At 47.8% G+C, this 16,212-nt stretch carries 13 protein-coding genes and 2 tRNA genes; 13 read left to right on the top strand and 2 right to left on the bottom strand.

Annotation, left to right across the window (positions count from 1 at the left end; translation table 11 throughout):
- Position 1: 1 nt before the first annotated feature.
- From moaA to AC4OGX_RS03480, 9 genes are all read left to right on the top strand, one after another.
- Complete coding sequence (gene moaA, locus AC4OGX_RS03520; RefSeq protein ID WP_493328472.1) at positions 2–967, top strand: GTP 3',8-cyclase MoaA; 966 nt, start codon at positions 2–4, stop codon at positions 965–967.
- Positions 968–971: 4 nt separating this feature from the next.
- The gene (locus AC4OGX_RS03515) at positions 972–1,415 is read left to right on the top strand and encodes an MOSC domain-containing protein (RefSeq protein WP_493328471.1); all 444 of its coding nucleotides are present in this window, start codon (positions 972–974) and stop codon (positions 1,413–1,415) included.
- Positions 1,416–1,613: 198 nt separating this feature from the next.
- Positions 1,614–2,570, top strand: coding sequence for a molybdate ABC transporter substrate-binding protein (gene modA, locus AC4OGX_RS03510; RefSeq protein WP_493328470.1), 957 nt, complete (start codon positions 1,614–1,616; stop codon positions 2,568–2,570).
- Between the two features lie 116 nt (positions 2,571–2,686).
- Complete coding sequence (gene modB / locus AC4OGX_RS03505; protein WP_493328469.1) at positions 2,687–3,391, top strand: molybdate ABC transporter permease subunit; 705 nt, start codon at positions 2,687–2,689, stop codon at positions 3,389–3,391.
- A 13-nt stretch (positions 3,392–3,404) separates the two neighbouring features.
- Positions 3,405–4,454, top strand: a complete 1,050-nt coding sequence (locus tag AC4OGX_RS03500) for a sulfate/molybdate ABC transporter ATP-binding protein (protein ID WP_493328468.1) — start codon at positions 3,405–3,407, stop codon at positions 4,452–4,454.
- A gap of 88 nt (positions 4,455–4,542) precedes the next feature.
- Entirely contained in the window at positions 4,543–6,096 is a 1,554-nt protein-coding gene (locus AC4OGX_RS03495; protein ID WP_493328467.1) for a response regulator, read from the top strand.
- Entirely contained in the window at positions 6,093–8,090 is a 1,998-nt protein-coding gene (locus AC4OGX_RS03490) for a sensor histidine kinase (protein ID WP_493328466.1), read from the top strand. The genes AC4OGX_RS03495 and AC4OGX_RS03490 overlap by 4 nt, the downstream gene beginning before the upstream one ends.
- Complete coding sequence (locus AC4OGX_RS03485) at positions 8,041–9,030, top strand: substrate-binding domain-containing protein (protein WP_493328465.1); 990 nt, start codon at positions 8,041–8,043, stop codon at positions 9,028–9,030. Before AC4OGX_RS03490 ends, AC4OGX_RS03485 begins: the two co-directional genes overlap by 50 nt.
- A 180-nt stretch (positions 9,031–9,210) precedes the next feature.
- The gene (locus AC4OGX_RS03480; protein ID WP_493328464.1) at positions 9,211–10,965 is read left to right on the top strand and encodes a purine-cytosine permease family protein; all 1,755 of its coding nucleotides are present in this window, start codon (positions 9,211–9,213) and stop codon (positions 10,963–10,965) included.
- 73 nt (positions 10,966–11,038) lie between these two features.
- On the opposite strand, the gene AC4OGX_RS03475 is transcribed toward AC4OGX_RS03480, so the two are convergent.
- Positions 11,039–11,818, bottom strand: coding sequence for a Uma2 family endonuclease (locus tag AC4OGX_RS03475; protein WP_493328462.1), 780 nt, complete (start codon positions 11,816–11,818; stop codon positions 11,039–11,041).
- Positions 11,819–12,184: 366 nt separating this feature from the next.
- Here AC4OGX_RS03475 and AC4OGX_RS03470 point away from each other — a divergent pair.
- The 3 genes from AC4OGX_RS03470 (at position 12,185) to AC4OGX_RS03460 (ending at position 13,694) form a co-directional block, all read left to right on the top strand.
- A tRNA-Ala gene (locus tag AC4OGX_RS03470) sits at positions 12,185–12,257 on the top strand.
- 43 nt (positions 12,258–12,300) lie between these two features.
- Positions 12,301–12,372, top strand: a tRNA-Asn gene (locus tag AC4OGX_RS03465).
- A gap of 86 nt (positions 12,373–12,458) precedes the next feature.
- Positions 12,459–13,694 (top strand): chloride channel protein, encoded by a 1,236-nt coding sequence (locus AC4OGX_RS03460; protein WP_493328461.1) that lies wholly within the window; start codon positions 12,459–12,461, stop codon positions 13,692–13,694.
- Between the two features lie 78 nt (positions 13,695–13,772).
- Here AC4OGX_RS03460 and AC4OGX_RS03455 read toward each other — a convergent pair whose 3' ends face one another.
- A complete protein-coding gene (locus AC4OGX_RS03455; protein ID WP_493328460.1) occupies positions 13,773–15,290 on the bottom strand; it encodes a L,D-transpeptidase family protein in 1,518 nt (505 codons plus the stop codon).
- A gap of 287 nt (positions 15,291–15,577) precedes the next feature.
- Here AC4OGX_RS03455 and AC4OGX_RS03450 point away from each other — a divergent pair, with 287 nt between their 5' ends.
- A complete protein-coding gene (locus AC4OGX_RS03450; RefSeq protein WP_493328459.1) occupies positions 15,578–16,180 on the top strand; it encodes an ECF transporter S component in 603 nt (200 codons plus the stop codon).
- The last annotated feature ends 32 nt before the right edge of the window (positions 16,181–16,212 follow it).

Below are 16,212 nucleotides of genomic sequence, written 5' to 3'. Positions count from 1 at the left end.
TATGAAGGATCTTTATGGGAGAACGATTGATTATATGAGGATCTCGATCACGGACCGCTGTAACCTGCGCTGCCGGTACTGTATGCCTGACGGGATCGAGTGGATCCCCATGGATGAGATATTGACATATGAGCAGATCGAGACCGTCTGTCGTGTGGCCGTGTCGCTTGGGATCAATAAGTTTAAGATCACCGGTGGCGAGCCGCTTGTGAGGAAAGGCTGCCCGGAGCTTATCGGCAGCATAAAACAGATACCGGGGGTGGAGCAGGTTACGATCACAACGAACGGAATCCTGCTGAAGGAACAGCTGGACAGATTGATCCTTGCAGGAGTGGATGGGGTCAATGTAAGCCTGGATACTCTGGATGCGGAGAAATTCAAACAGATCACAGGCTTTGATCTGTTAGACCGTGTAGAAGCTTCGATCCAAAGCGCAGTTGCCAAGGGTCTTCGTGTGAAGATCAATACCGTTCTCCAAAGTGGTGTGAATGAGGACGAGTGGAAGGGGCTTATGGATCTGGCGAAAGACCAGCGCCTGGATGTGCGTTTTATCGAGATGATGCCGATCGGATACGGCAAAAAGAGCAGAATGATCTCCAACAGTGATCTGCTTAAGCAGATGAAGGAGCGTTATCCACAGATGGAGCCGGATATGGCAAGGCATGGGAATGGCCCGGCAGTATATTATCAGATACCGGGATTCCAGGGCGGGATCGGATTCATCAGTGCGATCCACGGCAAATTCTGCGGAAGCTGTAACCGGATCAGGATGACTTCCACCGGAGAATTAAAGGCATGTCTGTGTTACCAGGAGTCAGTCTCCCTGCGGGATGCGGTGAGACAGGGAGATCTGGAGGAAGTCAAAAGACTTATAGAACTGACGATCAGTAAGAAGCCGGAAATGCACTGCTTTGAGAAGGTGGATTCTATCACAGAAAGCAGGCAGATGGTAAAAATAGGAGGATAGGGACATGGGAAAAGTGTTAGGAATCTGTATCAGTGAGAAGCGTGGTACACAGAAACATGAGGTTCAGGAAGCAAATATTGTAGAGGGATGGGGGATCGAAGGTGATGCACACGGTGGGAACTGGCACCGCCAGATCAGCCTCTTATCGTTCGAGAAAATAGAAGCGTTCCGTCAAAAGGGTGCTGACGTTGATTTTGGGGCATTCGGGGAAAACCTGATCGTAGAAGGGTATGACCTGCGCACACTTCCTCTTGGCAGCAGGTTCAGGATCGGAGACGCGCTGCTGGAGCTGACACAGATCGGGAAGGAGTGCCACAGCCACTGCGAGATCTTCAAAAAAATGGGTGAGTGCATCATGCCGCGGGAAGGCGTGTTCACAAAGGTGCTTCATGGCGGGCATATCAAACCCGGAGATGAAGTGGAACTCATTTCGCCGGAAGAGGCATAATCAGCTCATAGTCCGGGCAGGATGAAGTATTGCCGGAGAATTACAGATCTGTTCATCTGTTTTTCTCTCTGACCGTAATGTTTTTAAAAATATAACGCTCAAAATCGGAGAGGGCAGCAAAGCGGCTGCCGAAATTCCGCTTGAATAAATTAAGAAGGAATCTATGGAAGAAAAACTGTCATAGAAAAGGAGAAAAGCATGAAAAAGAGAGTCTTGGCAGCAATGATGGCGGCGGTGATGGTATTCAGTCTGGCGGGATGCAGTTCATCTGACAAAAAGACAGCTGACAGCAAAAAGGCAGACAATGGCAGGAAGACTGAGGGTACCAAAGACAGCACAAAGGATACGTCAAAAGAGAACACATCGGATCAGAAGGATGCCGCGGGAGAGCAGTTTGGAGAGACGGAGATCCAGGTATTCATCGCGGCCAGCCTGAATACGGTGATGACCGAGCTTGCGGATAAATATCACGCAAAACAGCCCAATGTGAAGATCACCTACAATGCGGACAGCTCTGGCACGCTCCTGACACAGATCGAAGAGGGATATGAGTGCGACCTTTTCTTCTCTGCGGCGCAGAAACAGATGGATACCCTGGAAAAAGACGGACTTGTAAAGGAAGGGACAAGGGCCAATGTGCTGAATAACCAGGTCGTTGTCGTAACCTTAAAGGACAGCGGCACGAAAGTAAAAGGGCTTGAAAATCTAAAGGATGCTAAGAGTATCGCCCTGGCCGGCGGCAGTGTTCCGGTCGGAAAGTATACGAGGCAGGCACTGATAAATCTGGGGATCCTGGAAAAAACAGACGAGCCGGATGCCATCACCACACGGCAGATATCAGAAGCGCTGGGAGGTGTACAGATCAGCGAGCAGGATAATGTAAGCAAGGTGCTGACAGCAGTAACAGAAGGCTCCTGTGAGGTCGGGACCACATATTATTCCGACACATATGGCTATGAAGACGACCTGGACATTCTGGAAACGGTAGGTTATGATCTGACCGGAAATGTGATCTATCCGATCTGCCAGGTGGTCAATGAGGAAGCAGATGAGCTGCAGGCAAAGGCAGCGGCGGATTTCTATGAATTTATTTTATCGGATGAGGCAAAGGATGTTTTCGCTTCCTATTATTTCGATACTGATGTGGAGAGATAAGATCTAAGGGAAATATAATCTGAGGAAAAGGGCATCTAAGATAAATATAATTTGAGCCAAGTATAATCGAAGGAAATGATAACATAAGACAGAGATCACTCAGGGAGGAAAGAAAAATGGAGGAAATACTGCAGATTTTAAAGGAGCTGGACTGGAGTCCCTTATATATTTCATTAAAAACAGGAGTTGTGGCTACCATTTTCTCTTTCTTCCTGGGAATTTTTGCGGCAAGAAAGGTTTTGAAGGCAGGCCCCAGGGTAAAAGCAGTCGTGGACGGGATTCTGACCCTGCCAATGGTACTGCCTCCGACGGTGGCGGGATTTTTTCTCCTGCTTTTATTCAGCAGAAGAAGGCCGCTTGGGATGTTTCTGTTCGATACCTTTGACATCAAGATCGTTCAGACCTGGACAGGATGTGTCATTGCGGCGACCGTCATAGCATTTCCTCTGATGTACCGTAATGCAAGGGCGGCGTTTGAGCAGATGGATGTGAACCTGATCTATGCGGCGCGGACACTTGGGATGAGCGAGAGCAGGATCTTCTGGAAGGTGGCGGTCCCTTCGGCAGGGCCGGGGATCATGTCGGGAACGATCCTCACTTTTGCAAGGGCCATGGGTGAATACGGTGCAACCTCCATGCTTGCGGGAAATATCCCGGGCAGGACGGGAACCATTTCCCAGAGGATCGCCATGGTGATCCAGGATGGAAATTACCTGACCGCAGGGGTATGGGTCGTGATCGTCATACTGATCGCATTTGGCATTATTTTTCTGATGAACCTGTTAAGCGGCAGGAACATGAAGCATGTAAAACGGTGGTAGGAGAAAGTAAGGAATGGCTGTTGATATTAGAGTACAGAAAAGACTGGGGAATTTTACCCTGGATGTATGCCTGAAAAGTGAGAGCAGGCGGATCGGGATACTGGGAGCGTCCGGCTGCGGCAAGAGTATGACCTTAAAAAGCATCGCGGGGATCGAGACGCCGGATCAGGGCAGGATCATGATTGACGGAAAGGTATTATATGATTCTTCCGGAAAAGTAAACCTAAAACCACAGGTCCGCAACGTAGGATATTTGTTTCAGAATTATGCATTGTTTCCGACCATGACAGTAAAGGAGAACATTGCTGCCGGACTGAAAGGAACGAAAGCGCAGAAGGGCCGGCGGGTGGAGGAAATGCTGAAAAAGTTTCAACTGGAAGGGTTTGGTGAACGTCTGCCCGGGGATCTGTCAGGAGGCCAGCAGCAGAGAGTGGCCCTCGCCAGGATCATGGCGTATGAGCCGGATGTCATTCTTCTGGATGAACCCTTTTCGGCTCTGGATGTGTTCCTGAAAGACAGGCTGCAGCAGGAAATGATCGAGATGCTTGCGGATTATGCAGGGACGGTCATTCTTGTTTCCCACAGCAGGGATGAGATCTACCGTTTTAGTGATGAGCTGCTGATCATGGATGCGGGAAATGCAGTCTGCTTCGGGAAGACCAAGGAGATCTTTCAGGATCCCCGGTGGAAGGCTGCGGCAAGACTTACGGGATGCAAGAATATCACGGAAGTAAGGCGGTCAGGAGAACATATGATAGAGGTGCCTGACTGGGGGATTTCAATTGAGATGAACCGGAAGGTTGCAGAGGAGATCCGGTATATCGGTGTCCGTGCCCATGAGTTCGTGCCTGTCTGGGGGGAGAAGGAGGAAAATTGTATCCCCGTGAAGGTGAGAAGTGCGGCAGAGCTGCAGTTTGAGAGGAAATATTTTCTAAAGGGTGCCAGGGAGAATGCGGAAGAAATCTGCTGGTTCGTACAGCGCGGTCAGTGGGAGATACTGGATCAGAAAGGCATGCCGGATTATTTAAAGATCCCGGAGGAGAAGGTACTGCTGCTCAAATGACCCTAAAGTTATGGAGATAGAATAATTTCAAGTTATGTGGTAAAATCAAATGCAAAGATGATAGAACGCTTTAGGAGGAACCACAGGAATGAAGCTGTTGATCGCAGATGATGAGAAGCTGACCAGGGTCGGCCTGTACGAAAGTATCCCCTGGAAAGAACTGCATATTGATGAGGTATATCTGGCAGATGACGGACTGCATGGCCTGGAGCTTGTGAAGCGGCATCAGCCGGAGATCATCCTCTCAGATGTCCGCATGCCCCGTATGGATGGGATCACCATGGCTGAGAAAATACAGGAGCTGTATCCTGACACCTGTATTATTTTTATGAGCGGATATTCTGACAAGGAGTACCTAAAGGCGGCGATCAAGCTGAAAGCGATCAGTTATGTGGAAAAGCCGATCAATCATTTAGAAGTGAAAGAGGCTGTGGAGGAGGCTGTAAAAAATATCGAACAGATCCGGCGCAGCAGGCATTCGGAGCTTCTGCAGTATCAGGAAAAAAGCAGCAGACTGGCAGTCTATATTACGCAGGACGGAAAGTCTCAGGAAGAGGCGGCGCAGATGCTGGCGGAGCTTAAGCTCCCCGTCAGTGAGAATACATATTTTACGACCTGTATCGTAGAATTTATGACGCCGATCTCAGACATGCCGGGGCAGAAGCTGAAAAATGCCCTGGAAGAATTTTCCCGGGCCGCAGAGCTCCACAGACATAAGATTTTGTATGCCTATAAAAACGATTTCTATCTCCTGGTACATTTTTACAGCGGTCATGCGGACTATGAGCAGGGCTTTGACAGGTGTATCGAGATCCTGAGTCAGACAGCAGGAGCCTTCGGTGATTACTTTATTGCTGTCGGGAAGAGAGTTTGTGGGATCAGGAAGGTATTTCTTTCCTACAACAGTGCTGCGGCAGCTCTGCAAAGAGGATTTTTCAATGAGAAAAATACTGTTCTCAGGGAGGGAAAGCCGGAAAAGTTTCAGGCGATCCTGACGGATATGTCTCCAAAGCTGCGTGAGGTGATCTCCTCCAAGGATCGGGAGCAGGCCCTTAAAGTGGCGGACTGTGTCTGGCAAAGTCTTTATGACTGCCGCACCATGCTGCCAGGCCAGGTAAAGGATATTTATTATAAGTATTTTATGCAGCTGGAGAATGCCCTGGACAGAAATCAGATCCTGCCGGAGAATAATGTGCCGGATGTGAATGACACGATCTGGGGCAGAATCTCGAAATGTAAGACGCTTAAGGAGCTTCATGAGATTTTCTGCCGGCAGATCGAGGAATTATTCGATGCGCTGGAAGAGGGGGAACACGAGAATCCCGTGATCTTCCGGATCAAAGATTTTATCCGGAAAAATATTTCCAATGAGGCGCTGTCCGTCAAGGATATCAGTGAATACGCCCACCTTTCCCCAAGCTACGCCTGTACACTGTTCAAAAACGAAACAGGCAAGACGCTGAATCAGTATATTACAGAGTTTAGAATGGAGCTGGCGAAGCAGCTGCTAGAGGACTTACGGTATTCCATCAACGAGATCTCATCCAGGGTGGGGTATAGCGACGGAAATTATTTCAGCAAGACTTTTAAAAAGGCAATGGGGCTGACCCCTTCTGAGTACAGGGAGAAAATGTTAAGATGAGCGGTCCATTCCAAAGAATCATAAAATATTATACGGATGACATGGGGCTGAGGAAAAAGCTGACGATCTCACATTTGGTGGTCGTGATCATTCCTCTGCTTTTGGTGTCCATTTTTTTATATTCCAGCTTTTATGATATGGTCATTAAAAATATGATCGCGTCGGAGCAGACTCTTTCTGTGCAGACCAGCGATACCTTAAAGGCAACGCTCAGCCAGGCCGTCTATGCAGCAAATTCCATTCTGGACAGCCAGGTCACCCGGGAACTGTTCCAGGAAGAGAGGGATTTATCTGCCGTGGAGGAGGTGGATGAACAGAAGATCGCGAATTATTACCAGACCATACTAGCGATGACCGACCAGGAGCTTATTACGGACATTCGGATTTATTATGATGCGCCTTATCACAGGCTCTCCGATTTTAATACGGCAGAGGCGCCTGTTTTCCAGCCCTTGGAGAGAATGACAAGCTCTTATTGGTATGGAATATTAAGCACCACAGAGGAAGAGTCGCTTTTTTGTCCGTCTCTCTACCTGTCACCCACAGAGATCAGGGAAAATGGGGAGCTGGCTTATATGACCCGCGTTCCATACGGAAAAGGGGAGAAAGATGCGGCTTTTATTGCGGTATACTTTTCTAAGGAAAAAATTCAGAACATTTTAAGCCAGAATATCACAGTGAATGACAGTGCCGCGTACCTGCTCAATGAAAAATCCACTCTGATCGCGGCATCCGACGCTGCATTGACAGGAGAATATTTTACAGAGCTGGACAGGATCAAGGAACTGACCCAGACAGAAAATAATTTTGTGACGGCACCTTTTCTGGAGCAGAAGATTTATCTGGGGTATCATGTGATCGATAACAGCGACTGGTATATGATATCAGTGATCCCGTCCAGTACTGTCATGCAAAAAGGAAAGGTACTGATCTTTCAGTTTCTGGGACTGTACCTGTTAGTTGTGATCCTCGCGTTTATCGTGGCATACCGTCTTTCAGGCTCTTTTGTAAAGCGGATCTCTACAGTCGTGAAACAGATGCAGAAGGTCAGGCTCAACAGACCGGAACGGATCCAGAGTGTCAGAGAGACGAAGGATGAGATCGGGAACCTGGTGCATACCTATAACTACATGACAGATGAGATCAATTCTTTGCTGGAGTTAAAGGAAAAAACAGCAAAAGAACTGCGGCTTACAGAATTTTCTGCGCTGCAGGCACAGATCAATCCTCACTTTTTATACAATTCACTGGATATGATCAACTGGCATACCCAGAAAGGCGAAAAAGAAGAGGCCGGAAAAGCCATCCAGGCATTGTCCAAGTTTTACAAGCTGACCCTGAGTAAGAAAAATGCGGCGGTCACGATGGAGACAGAGCTGGAGCATGTGTCGCTCTATGTGGAGCTTCAGAATATGCGCTATGACGATAAGATCGGCCTGTTGATCGATATTCCGCCGGATATGCTGTCCTTAATGATCCCCAGGCTGACATTCCAGCCCATTGTTGAAAATGCGATCCTGCACGGGATCATGAGAAAACCAGAGAAACAGGGGAATATCGTCATTACCGGCTGGCGTGAGGGGACAGATCTGGTCTGCCTCATTTCCGATGATGGAGTGGGGATGGAGCCGGAGGTGCTTAAGCGGATCCTGACGGGGGAGAAGCATGCGGATGAAAGTCGCGCAGGAAAAAGTGGTACAGGAGAAGACCGTGCCGGGGAAGTACAGGGCAGAAGAGGAACAGGGATCGGAGTCTACAATACCCACCGCAGGCTTCAGCTGTTATATGGGGCTTCTTACGGACTTACTTATGAAAGTACGGTGGGTCAGGGAACCGATGTTTATATCAGGATACCGGAAATGGGAGCAGATTATGAGGAATATCATACAGAATATCATATGGAAAAGGCACAGCCTTCACAGGAAAACAGCGGCCTTAGTCTTCATGACAGTGATGCTGACAGGGATGCTGCTGACGGCAGGCTGCAGCAGTAAAGAAGAAGGAAAGACATATGCCATTGTCACAAAGTCTGCACAAAATGAATACAACGACCTGATCGTGCAGGGGTTTTTGGAGGTCATCGAGGAAGAGGGCGGGAGCTGTCTGGTGGAACAGCCAAAATCCGCGACTGCAGAGTCTCAGATCATGATCGTGGAAAACCTGATCCGGCGAAAGGTGGACGCGATCGCGATTGCCGCCAATGATTCTGATGGTTTGGAAAAGGTCCTGGCAGAAGCCATGGAACAGGGAATTCAGGTCTCCACCTTTGATTCTGATTCCAATGCCGGGAGCAGGAAGGTATTTGTCAATCAGGCGCTTGAGGCAGAAGTCGGAAAGGCGCTGACAGAGGCGGTTTATGATATGGCGGGGCAGGAAGGGCAATGGGCCATCCTATCCTCTACCAGCCAGGCAGCAAATCAGAATGTATGGATCAATGCCATGAAATCAGAGCTGGAAAATGCAAAATATCAGGACATGCGCCTGGTGGATATTGTGTACGGAAACGACGATTATGATGTCTCTGTGAAGGCGGCTGAAAAGCTGCTCAAGGAACATCCTGACCTGAAGGTGATCTGTTCTCCAACGGCGGTGGGCATCGAGGCAGCCTGTCAGGTAGTCTCAAAGGCCCCGGACAGACAGGTGAAGGTCACGGGACTGGGCATTCCTTCTGATATAGCCCAATATGTGGGAACGGATAAGCCCTGTCCCTATCTGTATCTGTGGAATCCCAGGGAAATGGGCCGTCTGTCTGCCTATGTGTCCGTAAATCTTGTGGAGGGATACATATCAGGCAGGGTAGGGGAAACCTTTACAACGAAACATGGCAAAGAATTTGAGATCACGCAGGCGGCCAACGGAGGAAGCCAGGTGGTATTGGGGAAACCGCTGTTTATCGGGTCGGACAACATCGCATATTGGAAAGAAAAATTATAGAACGGTGACGAAAAGTATGGTTCTGAAATTTTCATGAGGAAAATATTTTACAGGATATCGAAATATTTTACGGTAGTTCATCTAAAGATCCAATGTTAAGATTTGATTACATCAAAGAACGGACAGAGTAATTTGTAGGTTTTAGTTGTAGATCATAAGAACAAAGGAGAGGGAAGAAAGATGGACTACAGAGCAAAAGCAGCTGCCATACCGGCAGAAGACAGGCCCATAGCTAAGAAAAGATTATCCGGGCTTGGGAATTTCTTCGGCATCTATGGAGGAGAACATATTGCCGCGACAGAATTTGTAATTGGGGCGACCTTAGTAACCTGGGGGGTAAAGGCGACGGATATTTTCATCGGCCTGATCATCGGAAATATACTGGCAACACTGACATATGCGCTGATCTGTGCACCGATCGCAGTCGATACGAGAGTGACACTGTATTCTTATCTGGGGAAGACACTGGGACCATATATCCAGAAGATCTATAATTTCGTCTGGGGACTGGCATCCATAGCCATGGCAGCTTCCATGCTGACCGTATCTGCGTCGGCGGTCAGAGAAATATTCGGGATCGCGATCCAGACCGAGTGGTATCCTACGGATATCAAATTCATCGCAGTTGTGGTGGTACTGGGAATTATCGTAACACTGGTGGCAGCGAACGGATTTGAGGCAGTTGCCAAGTTTTCATCTGTCTGTGCACCATGGATGATCGTTGTCTTTGCAGCAGGTATTTTTGTGGGTATCCCACAGCTGATGGCAGCGACCGGAGGAAGCGGGGTTCACTCTTTTACCGACTTTATGAATCTTTTGAATACCAGCGTATGGAACGGCCAGGTCATGGAAGGCGGCCAGAAGCTTAGTATCCTGCATGTCATCGGATTTGCGTGGATGTGTAACCTGGCCTACCATGGCGGACTGAATGACATGGCACTTTTCCGTTATGCAAAAAGTGCAAAATACGGTTTTGTAACCTCTTATGGGATGTTTGTCGGACACTTTTTCGCATGGGGAAGTGCCGGAGTCATGGGTGCCACAGCGGCGATCCTTTTGAACAAGTCCCTTCTGGTATTAGATTCAGGAGCGATTACCAGCGTTGTGCTGGGTGGAACAGGTCTGCTGGCAGTGATCATCGCCGGATGGACAACTGCTAACCCGAACATTTACCGGGCAAGCCTGGCATTCCAGACAATATTCGGAAAGGTATCCATAAAGAAGCTGACCTATGCGGTAGGTGTGGTTATGACGATCGCAGCCTGCTTCCCTATCACAGCAAATATTATGGCGATCGTAAATATCATCGTGTTAGTGGTTCCGGCAATCGGAGCGATCGTATTTACGGAGCACTGGATCATTCCTAAACTGGGTGGTACCAGATACTGGTCTAAGTTCAAAGGCTGGAAGATGAACTATGCAGCGTTGATCTCATGGGGACTTTCACTGGCATTTGTAGTCTTCGGAACAGTGACCAAGGTGATCCATTCTTACTTTTTGTTCCTGCCGACTTACCTGATCGCAATGATCTCTTATGTCATCCTGGCTAATCTGATGGGAGCACGTGCAGATTATAAAGAGCAGGAGGCGGAAGAAAAGGCAGTACAGATGGAATTGGAGAAGCTGATAGAAGTGGAAGACGAAGAGCCGGAAAGAGTACCGAGATATGCGGCAGCACAGAAGGCTGCGGCAGGAATCTCCTATGTGGTACTGGGAGCCTTAGCAGTATTGACACTGGCAGTATTCTTCACCGGAAGTGTTACCGTTGAGATGTATAAATACTATTCCTTCCCGATCACCCTTGTATACTTTGCACTGGGCGGGATCGCTACTTATCTCAAATACGGGCTTACAGAGGAGACCGGGGAAACGGTAAAGAAGCAGGGTGAGGCAGAAAGTCTCGCAGGCGTAGTCTTACCGGAAGCAGCAGAGTAGATGCAGACAGAGTGAATATAGGATATGAATGAAAAAGGGGTGACCGCAGGAATGCGGCTGCCCCTTTTAAAAATCAATCTCTCTCATAGAGAAAATGGATATGTTCATATACTTCCCGGAAGTCGATGACGCATTCGCCATTCCAGATCTGGACAGGCACTTTGGCATCGAATCCGTAAAGCACCGGGTATTCATCATGTTCAAAATCGTAGACAATGACTTTCTTCCTCATAGGATCAATGATCCAATACTCGCGGACGCCCGCATCAAGGTACTTGTGCAGCTTGACGATGGAGTCCTTTTTCTTGGTGGACTTGGAGACCACCTCGATCACAAAATCCGGGGCGCCGTATACGCAGCGGTTGATGATCTTAACGCGGTCGCACACGATCAGGATATCCGGCTCAACCATGGTCTTGTCATCACAGTCCAGCTGTACATCTACAGGGGAAATCATAGGAAGACAGTCCCCTTTGTGGGCCGCTGCATGGTTAAATAACTGTGCAAATATAAATCCGGTGATCAGCTGATGTGCTGAAGTAGGTGCGGTCATATCGTAGATAACACCGTCGATCAGCTCAGCCCTGGTATCATCGGGAAGCGCATAGTAGTCCTCCAGGGTGTATTCTCCCTGTTTTTTTGTAAGATAGGGGGACTTGGCCTCGTGTACAAAGGAGTCCACAGGTGTGCGCAGTACCTGCTCCAGCGCGCGCAGTGTCTCATACCGGGGAGAAGAAGTGGTCCCGTTAAAAATCTTCTGCACAGTGCCCAGCGGGACACCGGATAATTCGGCAATATGAACATAAGTATAGCCAAGCTCTCTTTTTCGCTCTTTCATCTCATCAATCGTCATGATAATACTCCCTTTCTAAAATAAAGCCAACCGTACCATCCAAAAAAGTTATCATTAAAGAGCATGCTGTGACACATGTACATTAAGTATGATTAGATTATCTTTAATATAGCATATAACTATCCACATATCAACCGTTTATGGAAGATAATATCCATAAATAAACCGAATATTATCCGTGAAGGGAAGCTGAGAGGGAAGCTGAGATATTCAACCAATCTTTAAGTAAAAGCCCGGTAAGTTCCCACGCACACATGATACAAATATTACCGCAGGGCAAAATAGTTAAAAAAATCAGGAAATATATTGACAAAATGGTAAGAATATGATATTTTATAAAAGCTGTCAAAAACAAATAGATTATATGGGGGATTAGCTCAGTTGGGAGAGCGCCTGCCTTGCAAGCAGGAGGTCACGAGTTCGAATCTCGTATTCTCCACTTTATCAGGATGAATTATTTCCTGATATATAAATGAATATATTCCTCGATAGCTCAGTGGTAGAGCATTCGGCTGTTAACCGAAGGGTCGTTGGTTCGAGCCCAACTCGGGGAGCTTAAAGAAGTCCTGTAGATATGATTGTCTGCAGGATTTTTCTTTGCAGTGACGACATATCTAAAGGGAGAGAGGAGATCACTAAAATGCGTGACAGGTTACATAGGACTTTTCAGACATATAAGGAGCTGCTGCTTCTGGGGGTATTGGGTGTCCCGATCGGACTGGTGATCGGAGGGATCGATGCAGTATTCGGGGAGGTCTTATTAGCGATTACGGATTTCCGGGACGGGCATCCGGTACAGCTGATCCCTTTCCTGGCACTGGGAGGGGCCTTTGTGGCATTTTTTTACCTGAAATTCGGCGGGAAGAGCAGCAAAGGGATGAACCTGATTTTCGAGGTCGGACATGGGGAAGAAGAGGCCATTCCTTTGAAGCTCATTCCGTTTATTATCTCAGGTACCTGGATCACACATCTGTTTGGCGGAAGCGCGGGCAGAGAGGGGGTTGCGGTGCAGATCGGAGCTGCCTTTTCGCATTGGGTGGGAAGAAAAGTCCCATTGCGTAACAGTTCTCATATTTTTCTTGTGACGGGTATGGCCGCCGGGTTCGCGGGGCTTTTTCAAACACCCCTGGCCGCGGTTCTTTTTGCGATGGAGGTCCTGGTTGCCGGGGCAATGGAATATCAGGCACTGCTTCCGGCAATTACGGCGGCATTTACAGCCAGTACCACTTCACATTTCTTGGGGCTTGAGAAGTTTTCATTTGGATTGGCTGCAAAGGTGGATCTATCTCTGCCTGTGACTGGCAGACTCGTCCTGCTGGGAATTCTGTTTGGAATTACCGGAGGAGCGTTTGCCTGGTCATTGAAATGGATGAAGACCAAGCTCGCAAAACTCTGGAAGCATCCGGTCGTGCGCATTGCTGTGGCGGGAGCCGTTTTAAGTGTACTGCTGCTCCTGCTTTATAAAGGACGGTATGCCGGATTGGGGACAAATCTGATCCATGCCTGCTTTTATGGAGAAAAGGTGTTCTCCTATGATTGGATCTTAAAGTTCTTACTGACGATCGTAACACTGGCAGCCGGATTCCAGGGTGGGGAGGTTACTCCTTTGTTTTCCATTGGTGCAGCCTTAGGAGTTTCTCTTAGCGGGATAACAGGGATGCCTGCAGAGCTTGCGGCTGCACTGGGGTATGCAGGTGTATTTGGAGGCGCCACGAATACTTTCCTGGCACCTGTGTTTATCGGAGCGGAGGTCTTTGGGTTTGAATACCTCCCGCAGTTTTTTGTGGTGTGCGCATTTGCCTACATATTTAATCTGAATAAGTCTATTTACTCCAAGCAGAAACTTATAGCTGGGCATAAAAGGATAGAGGGTTAAAAAAGGTTAGGTAATGCTCGTGGAAAATCTGTGGATCAGCCTGGATACTGTCCCACGGAAACAACAGTATCCCTGATGCTAATAATGGACGACAACGGGTGTGCCTGTCTCTATCAAATTATATAATGAGGCTGCCTGGTCAAGCGGCATATTGATGCAGCCGTGGGAACCAACATCGGGGATCTGATACCTGGTGCCGCCAAATGCGCTCTGCCAGGTGGCATCATGCAGCCCGATTCCGGTATCCCAGGTGATGCGCATCCAATAGTTTACCCTGGTCTCATAGGAAGGCTTTCCGGTAGAAGGGTTGATACTGCCTACCAAAACCTCCTGTTCCTTCTTATCCTGCAGGGAAAAGACTCCCTCTGGCGTGATTTTTTCGGGGGTAGGTTCTCCTGTAACAACATCCGTCTCAAGGACAACGGCACCGTCTTGTACATACCACATGTGCTGCTCGCTTAAGTCCACGTCCACGTATGTATTCCCCCAGTCGGGCATGGCATGTGAGGCAGCAGTACCTCCGATATAATAGGCGGGTTCTCTTGTAACCACCTCTCCGCTTTTAATGCTGTTTTTCAGGTTTTCGAATTCTGTATCCTCATCAATGGACCATCCGTAGGTTCCGCCGCTCACGGACGCACTCTTTCCGGTCGGGGTGGTGAAAGTCCTTTCAGTTCCTACGGTATCGTATTTGCTGCCAAATTCACTGAGCCATTCTTTGACAGCAGTGTCATTAAAGATCACATTCATCTTGTCGTCTACAGTCAGCCATTGGGAAATAAGTGCCTTATCCACGACTACGGATTCTTTCATCGGATATGTGATGCTGGCCCTGCAATATTGGTTCATCTGCGAGCAGGCCTGTTTTACCTGATCTGACTCAGCGGTAAATGCAGGAACCGCGTAGCATTTTTCCTTTTCCAGGCTGATCTCCTGGTCAAACGTCATGATGGAAGAGATGATCTTTTCTTTCAAAACATCCATATCAACGGCTGTTCCGTATGTCTCCGGTTCAATGACAAACTGGGTTCCGTCGAATTTAGGCTGTGCTGATTTGGGGGCAGTCTGCTCTGCCGTCACTGCCTTAAGTGTGCCGATGGCAGTATCAAGAGCTTCTTTATCATAGGACAGTTCAATGGAAATGCTGGCTGATTTTCTGGAAAAGAGGGACAGAGGCCAGGAAAACGCATTTTGTGTCTTTAGGATATTCTCCAACTGGTCATTTTCTTTGTATACAAGGGAAATATCACTGCCTTTGATCGTATCTGTCTGGTTTCCCATTTCCTGGATGGTCAGAACATAGTCTTGTACCTGCTTTTTCAGATAGTCTTCTGCATCCGCAGCTGTCTTCGCGGAAAAATCCTCTCCGTTAATCTCTGTGTGAAGAAGATAATGCCTGGTAAAAAACAAAGAGACACCTATGTATACCAGTACAAGCAGGCAGAGGATGCCGCCAGTGATGAGAAAAGCCATTCTGGGGCGGCGTGCCTTGGTCTGTGTTTTGTTTGGGTGCGGTGTCTTAGAGCGGCTCCTGCTATGTTGTGATCTCTGTGGATGTTTCTCTTTGGAATGAGTTCTTTTCTTTTGTTCTGCCATCTTGTATCCTCCTGTTTTATGAATTTAGATAGAGCACAGCATGGATCTGGTGGTTCCAATTTCCTCCCCATACGTTGTTCGGTATGATTTTAAGTTAAGAGGGATCAGACTTTTTACAAAATATATTTATATTTATTAGACAATATTTTTTGTGATTTTGCTACATAAATATGAAAAATAATTTGGATTTATGAACTGGCCTGCCTGATTTTGAAATAACTGGCTGTTTTCACAACTCCACTGTCGTAGTAATATAGAGTTCATCTAAGGGAAAGGAAGTTATTGTAATGGAAAGGAAAAATCAGACGGTTTTAAAGTTAGCGCAGACCGCAATCCTGGCGGCTTTGTGTTATGTGACGTTTACCTATCTTCAGATAAAAATCCCGATGCCGGGAGGGGATGCAACTTCGATTCACATCGGAAACGCATTTTGTGTGCTGGGAGCACTTTTACTGGGCGGATGGTATGGAGGGCTGGCAGGAGCGATCGGCATGACCTTTGCTGACCTTATGGATCCGATCTATTTTACGGGGGCACCGAAGACGTTTGTTTTGAAGCTCTGTATCGGCCTGATCGTGGGATTGGCTGCACATAGGGTGGCAAAGATCAATGAGAGCAGTGATAAGAAATATGTGCTAAAGTGGAGCGTGATCGCATCCGTTGCCGGTCTTGGATTTAATGTGATCGCAGATCCGATTGTGGGATATTTCTATAAACAGTACATCTTAGGACAGCCGCAGCAGATGGCCGAGGTGCTCGCAAAATGGAGCACAGCGACTACATTTGTCAATGCGGTCGTATCTACGGTACTGGTTGCATTTTTGTATAACGCAGTAAGACCTGTACTTTTACGCTCGGGCCTGCTTATAAAGTCTGAAAAGATGGTTTAGAATATCTATATTAAGAAAAGACAGCTTATGTC

This window comes from Faecalicatena sp. (assembly GCF_058819085.1).
This window is presented reverse-complemented; position numbering and strand designations above follow the sequence as displayed.

Excerpts from the sequence above, each read along its gene's own strand:
- AC4OGX_RS03475 (WP_493328462.1), bottom strand. The coding sequence starts at position 11,818 with ATGACGATTGATGAGATGAAAGAGCGAAAAAGAGAGCTTGGCTATACT.
- AC4OGX_RS03480 (WP_493328464.1), top strand. The coding sequence starts at position 9,211 with ATGGACTACAGAGCAAAAGCAGCTGCCATACCGGCAGAAGACAGGCCC.
- AC4OGX_RS03485 (WP_493328465.1), top strand. The coding sequence starts at position 8,041 with ATGACAGTGATGCTGACAGGGATGCTGCTGACGGCAGGCTGCAGCAGT.
- AC4OGX_RS03455 (WP_493328460.1), bottom strand. The coding sequence starts at position 15,290 with ATGGCAGAACAAAAGAAAAGAACTCATTCCAAAGAGAAACATCCACAG.
- modA (WP_493328470.1), top strand. The coding sequence starts at position 1,614 with ATGAAAAAGAGAGTCTTGGCAGCAATGATGGCGGCGGTGATGGTATTC.
- AC4OGX_RS03490 (WP_493328466.1), top strand. The coding sequence starts at position 6,093 with ATGAGCGGTCCATTCCAAAGAATCATAAAATATTATACGGATGACATG.
- AC4OGX_RS03495 (WP_493328467.1), top strand. The coding sequence starts at position 4,543 with ATGAAGCTGTTGATCGCAGATGATGAGAAGCTGACCAGGGTCGGCCTG.
- AC4OGX_RS03515 (WP_493328471.1), top strand. The coding sequence starts at position 972 with ATGGGAAAAGTGTTAGGAATCTGTATCAGTGAGAAGCGTGGTACACAG.
- AC4OGX_RS03460 (WP_493328461.1), top strand. The coding sequence starts at position 12,459 with ATGCGTGACAGGTTACATAGGACTTTTCAGACATATAAGGAGCTGCTG.
- moaA (WP_493328472.1), top strand. The coding sequence starts at position 2 with ATGAAGGATCTTTATGGGAGAACGATTGATTATATGAGGATCTCGATC.
- AC4OGX_RS03500 (WP_493328468.1), top strand. The coding sequence starts at position 3,405 with ATGGCTGTTGATATTAGAGTACAGAAAAGACTGGGGAATTTTACCCTG.
- AC4OGX_RS03450 (WP_493328459.1), top strand. The coding sequence starts at position 15,578 with ATGGAAAGGAAAAATCAGACGGTTTTAAAGTTAGCGCAGACCGCAATC.
- modB (WP_493328469.1), top strand. The coding sequence starts at position 2,687 with ATGGAGGAAATACTGCAGATTTTAAAGGAGCTGGACTGGAGTCCCTTA.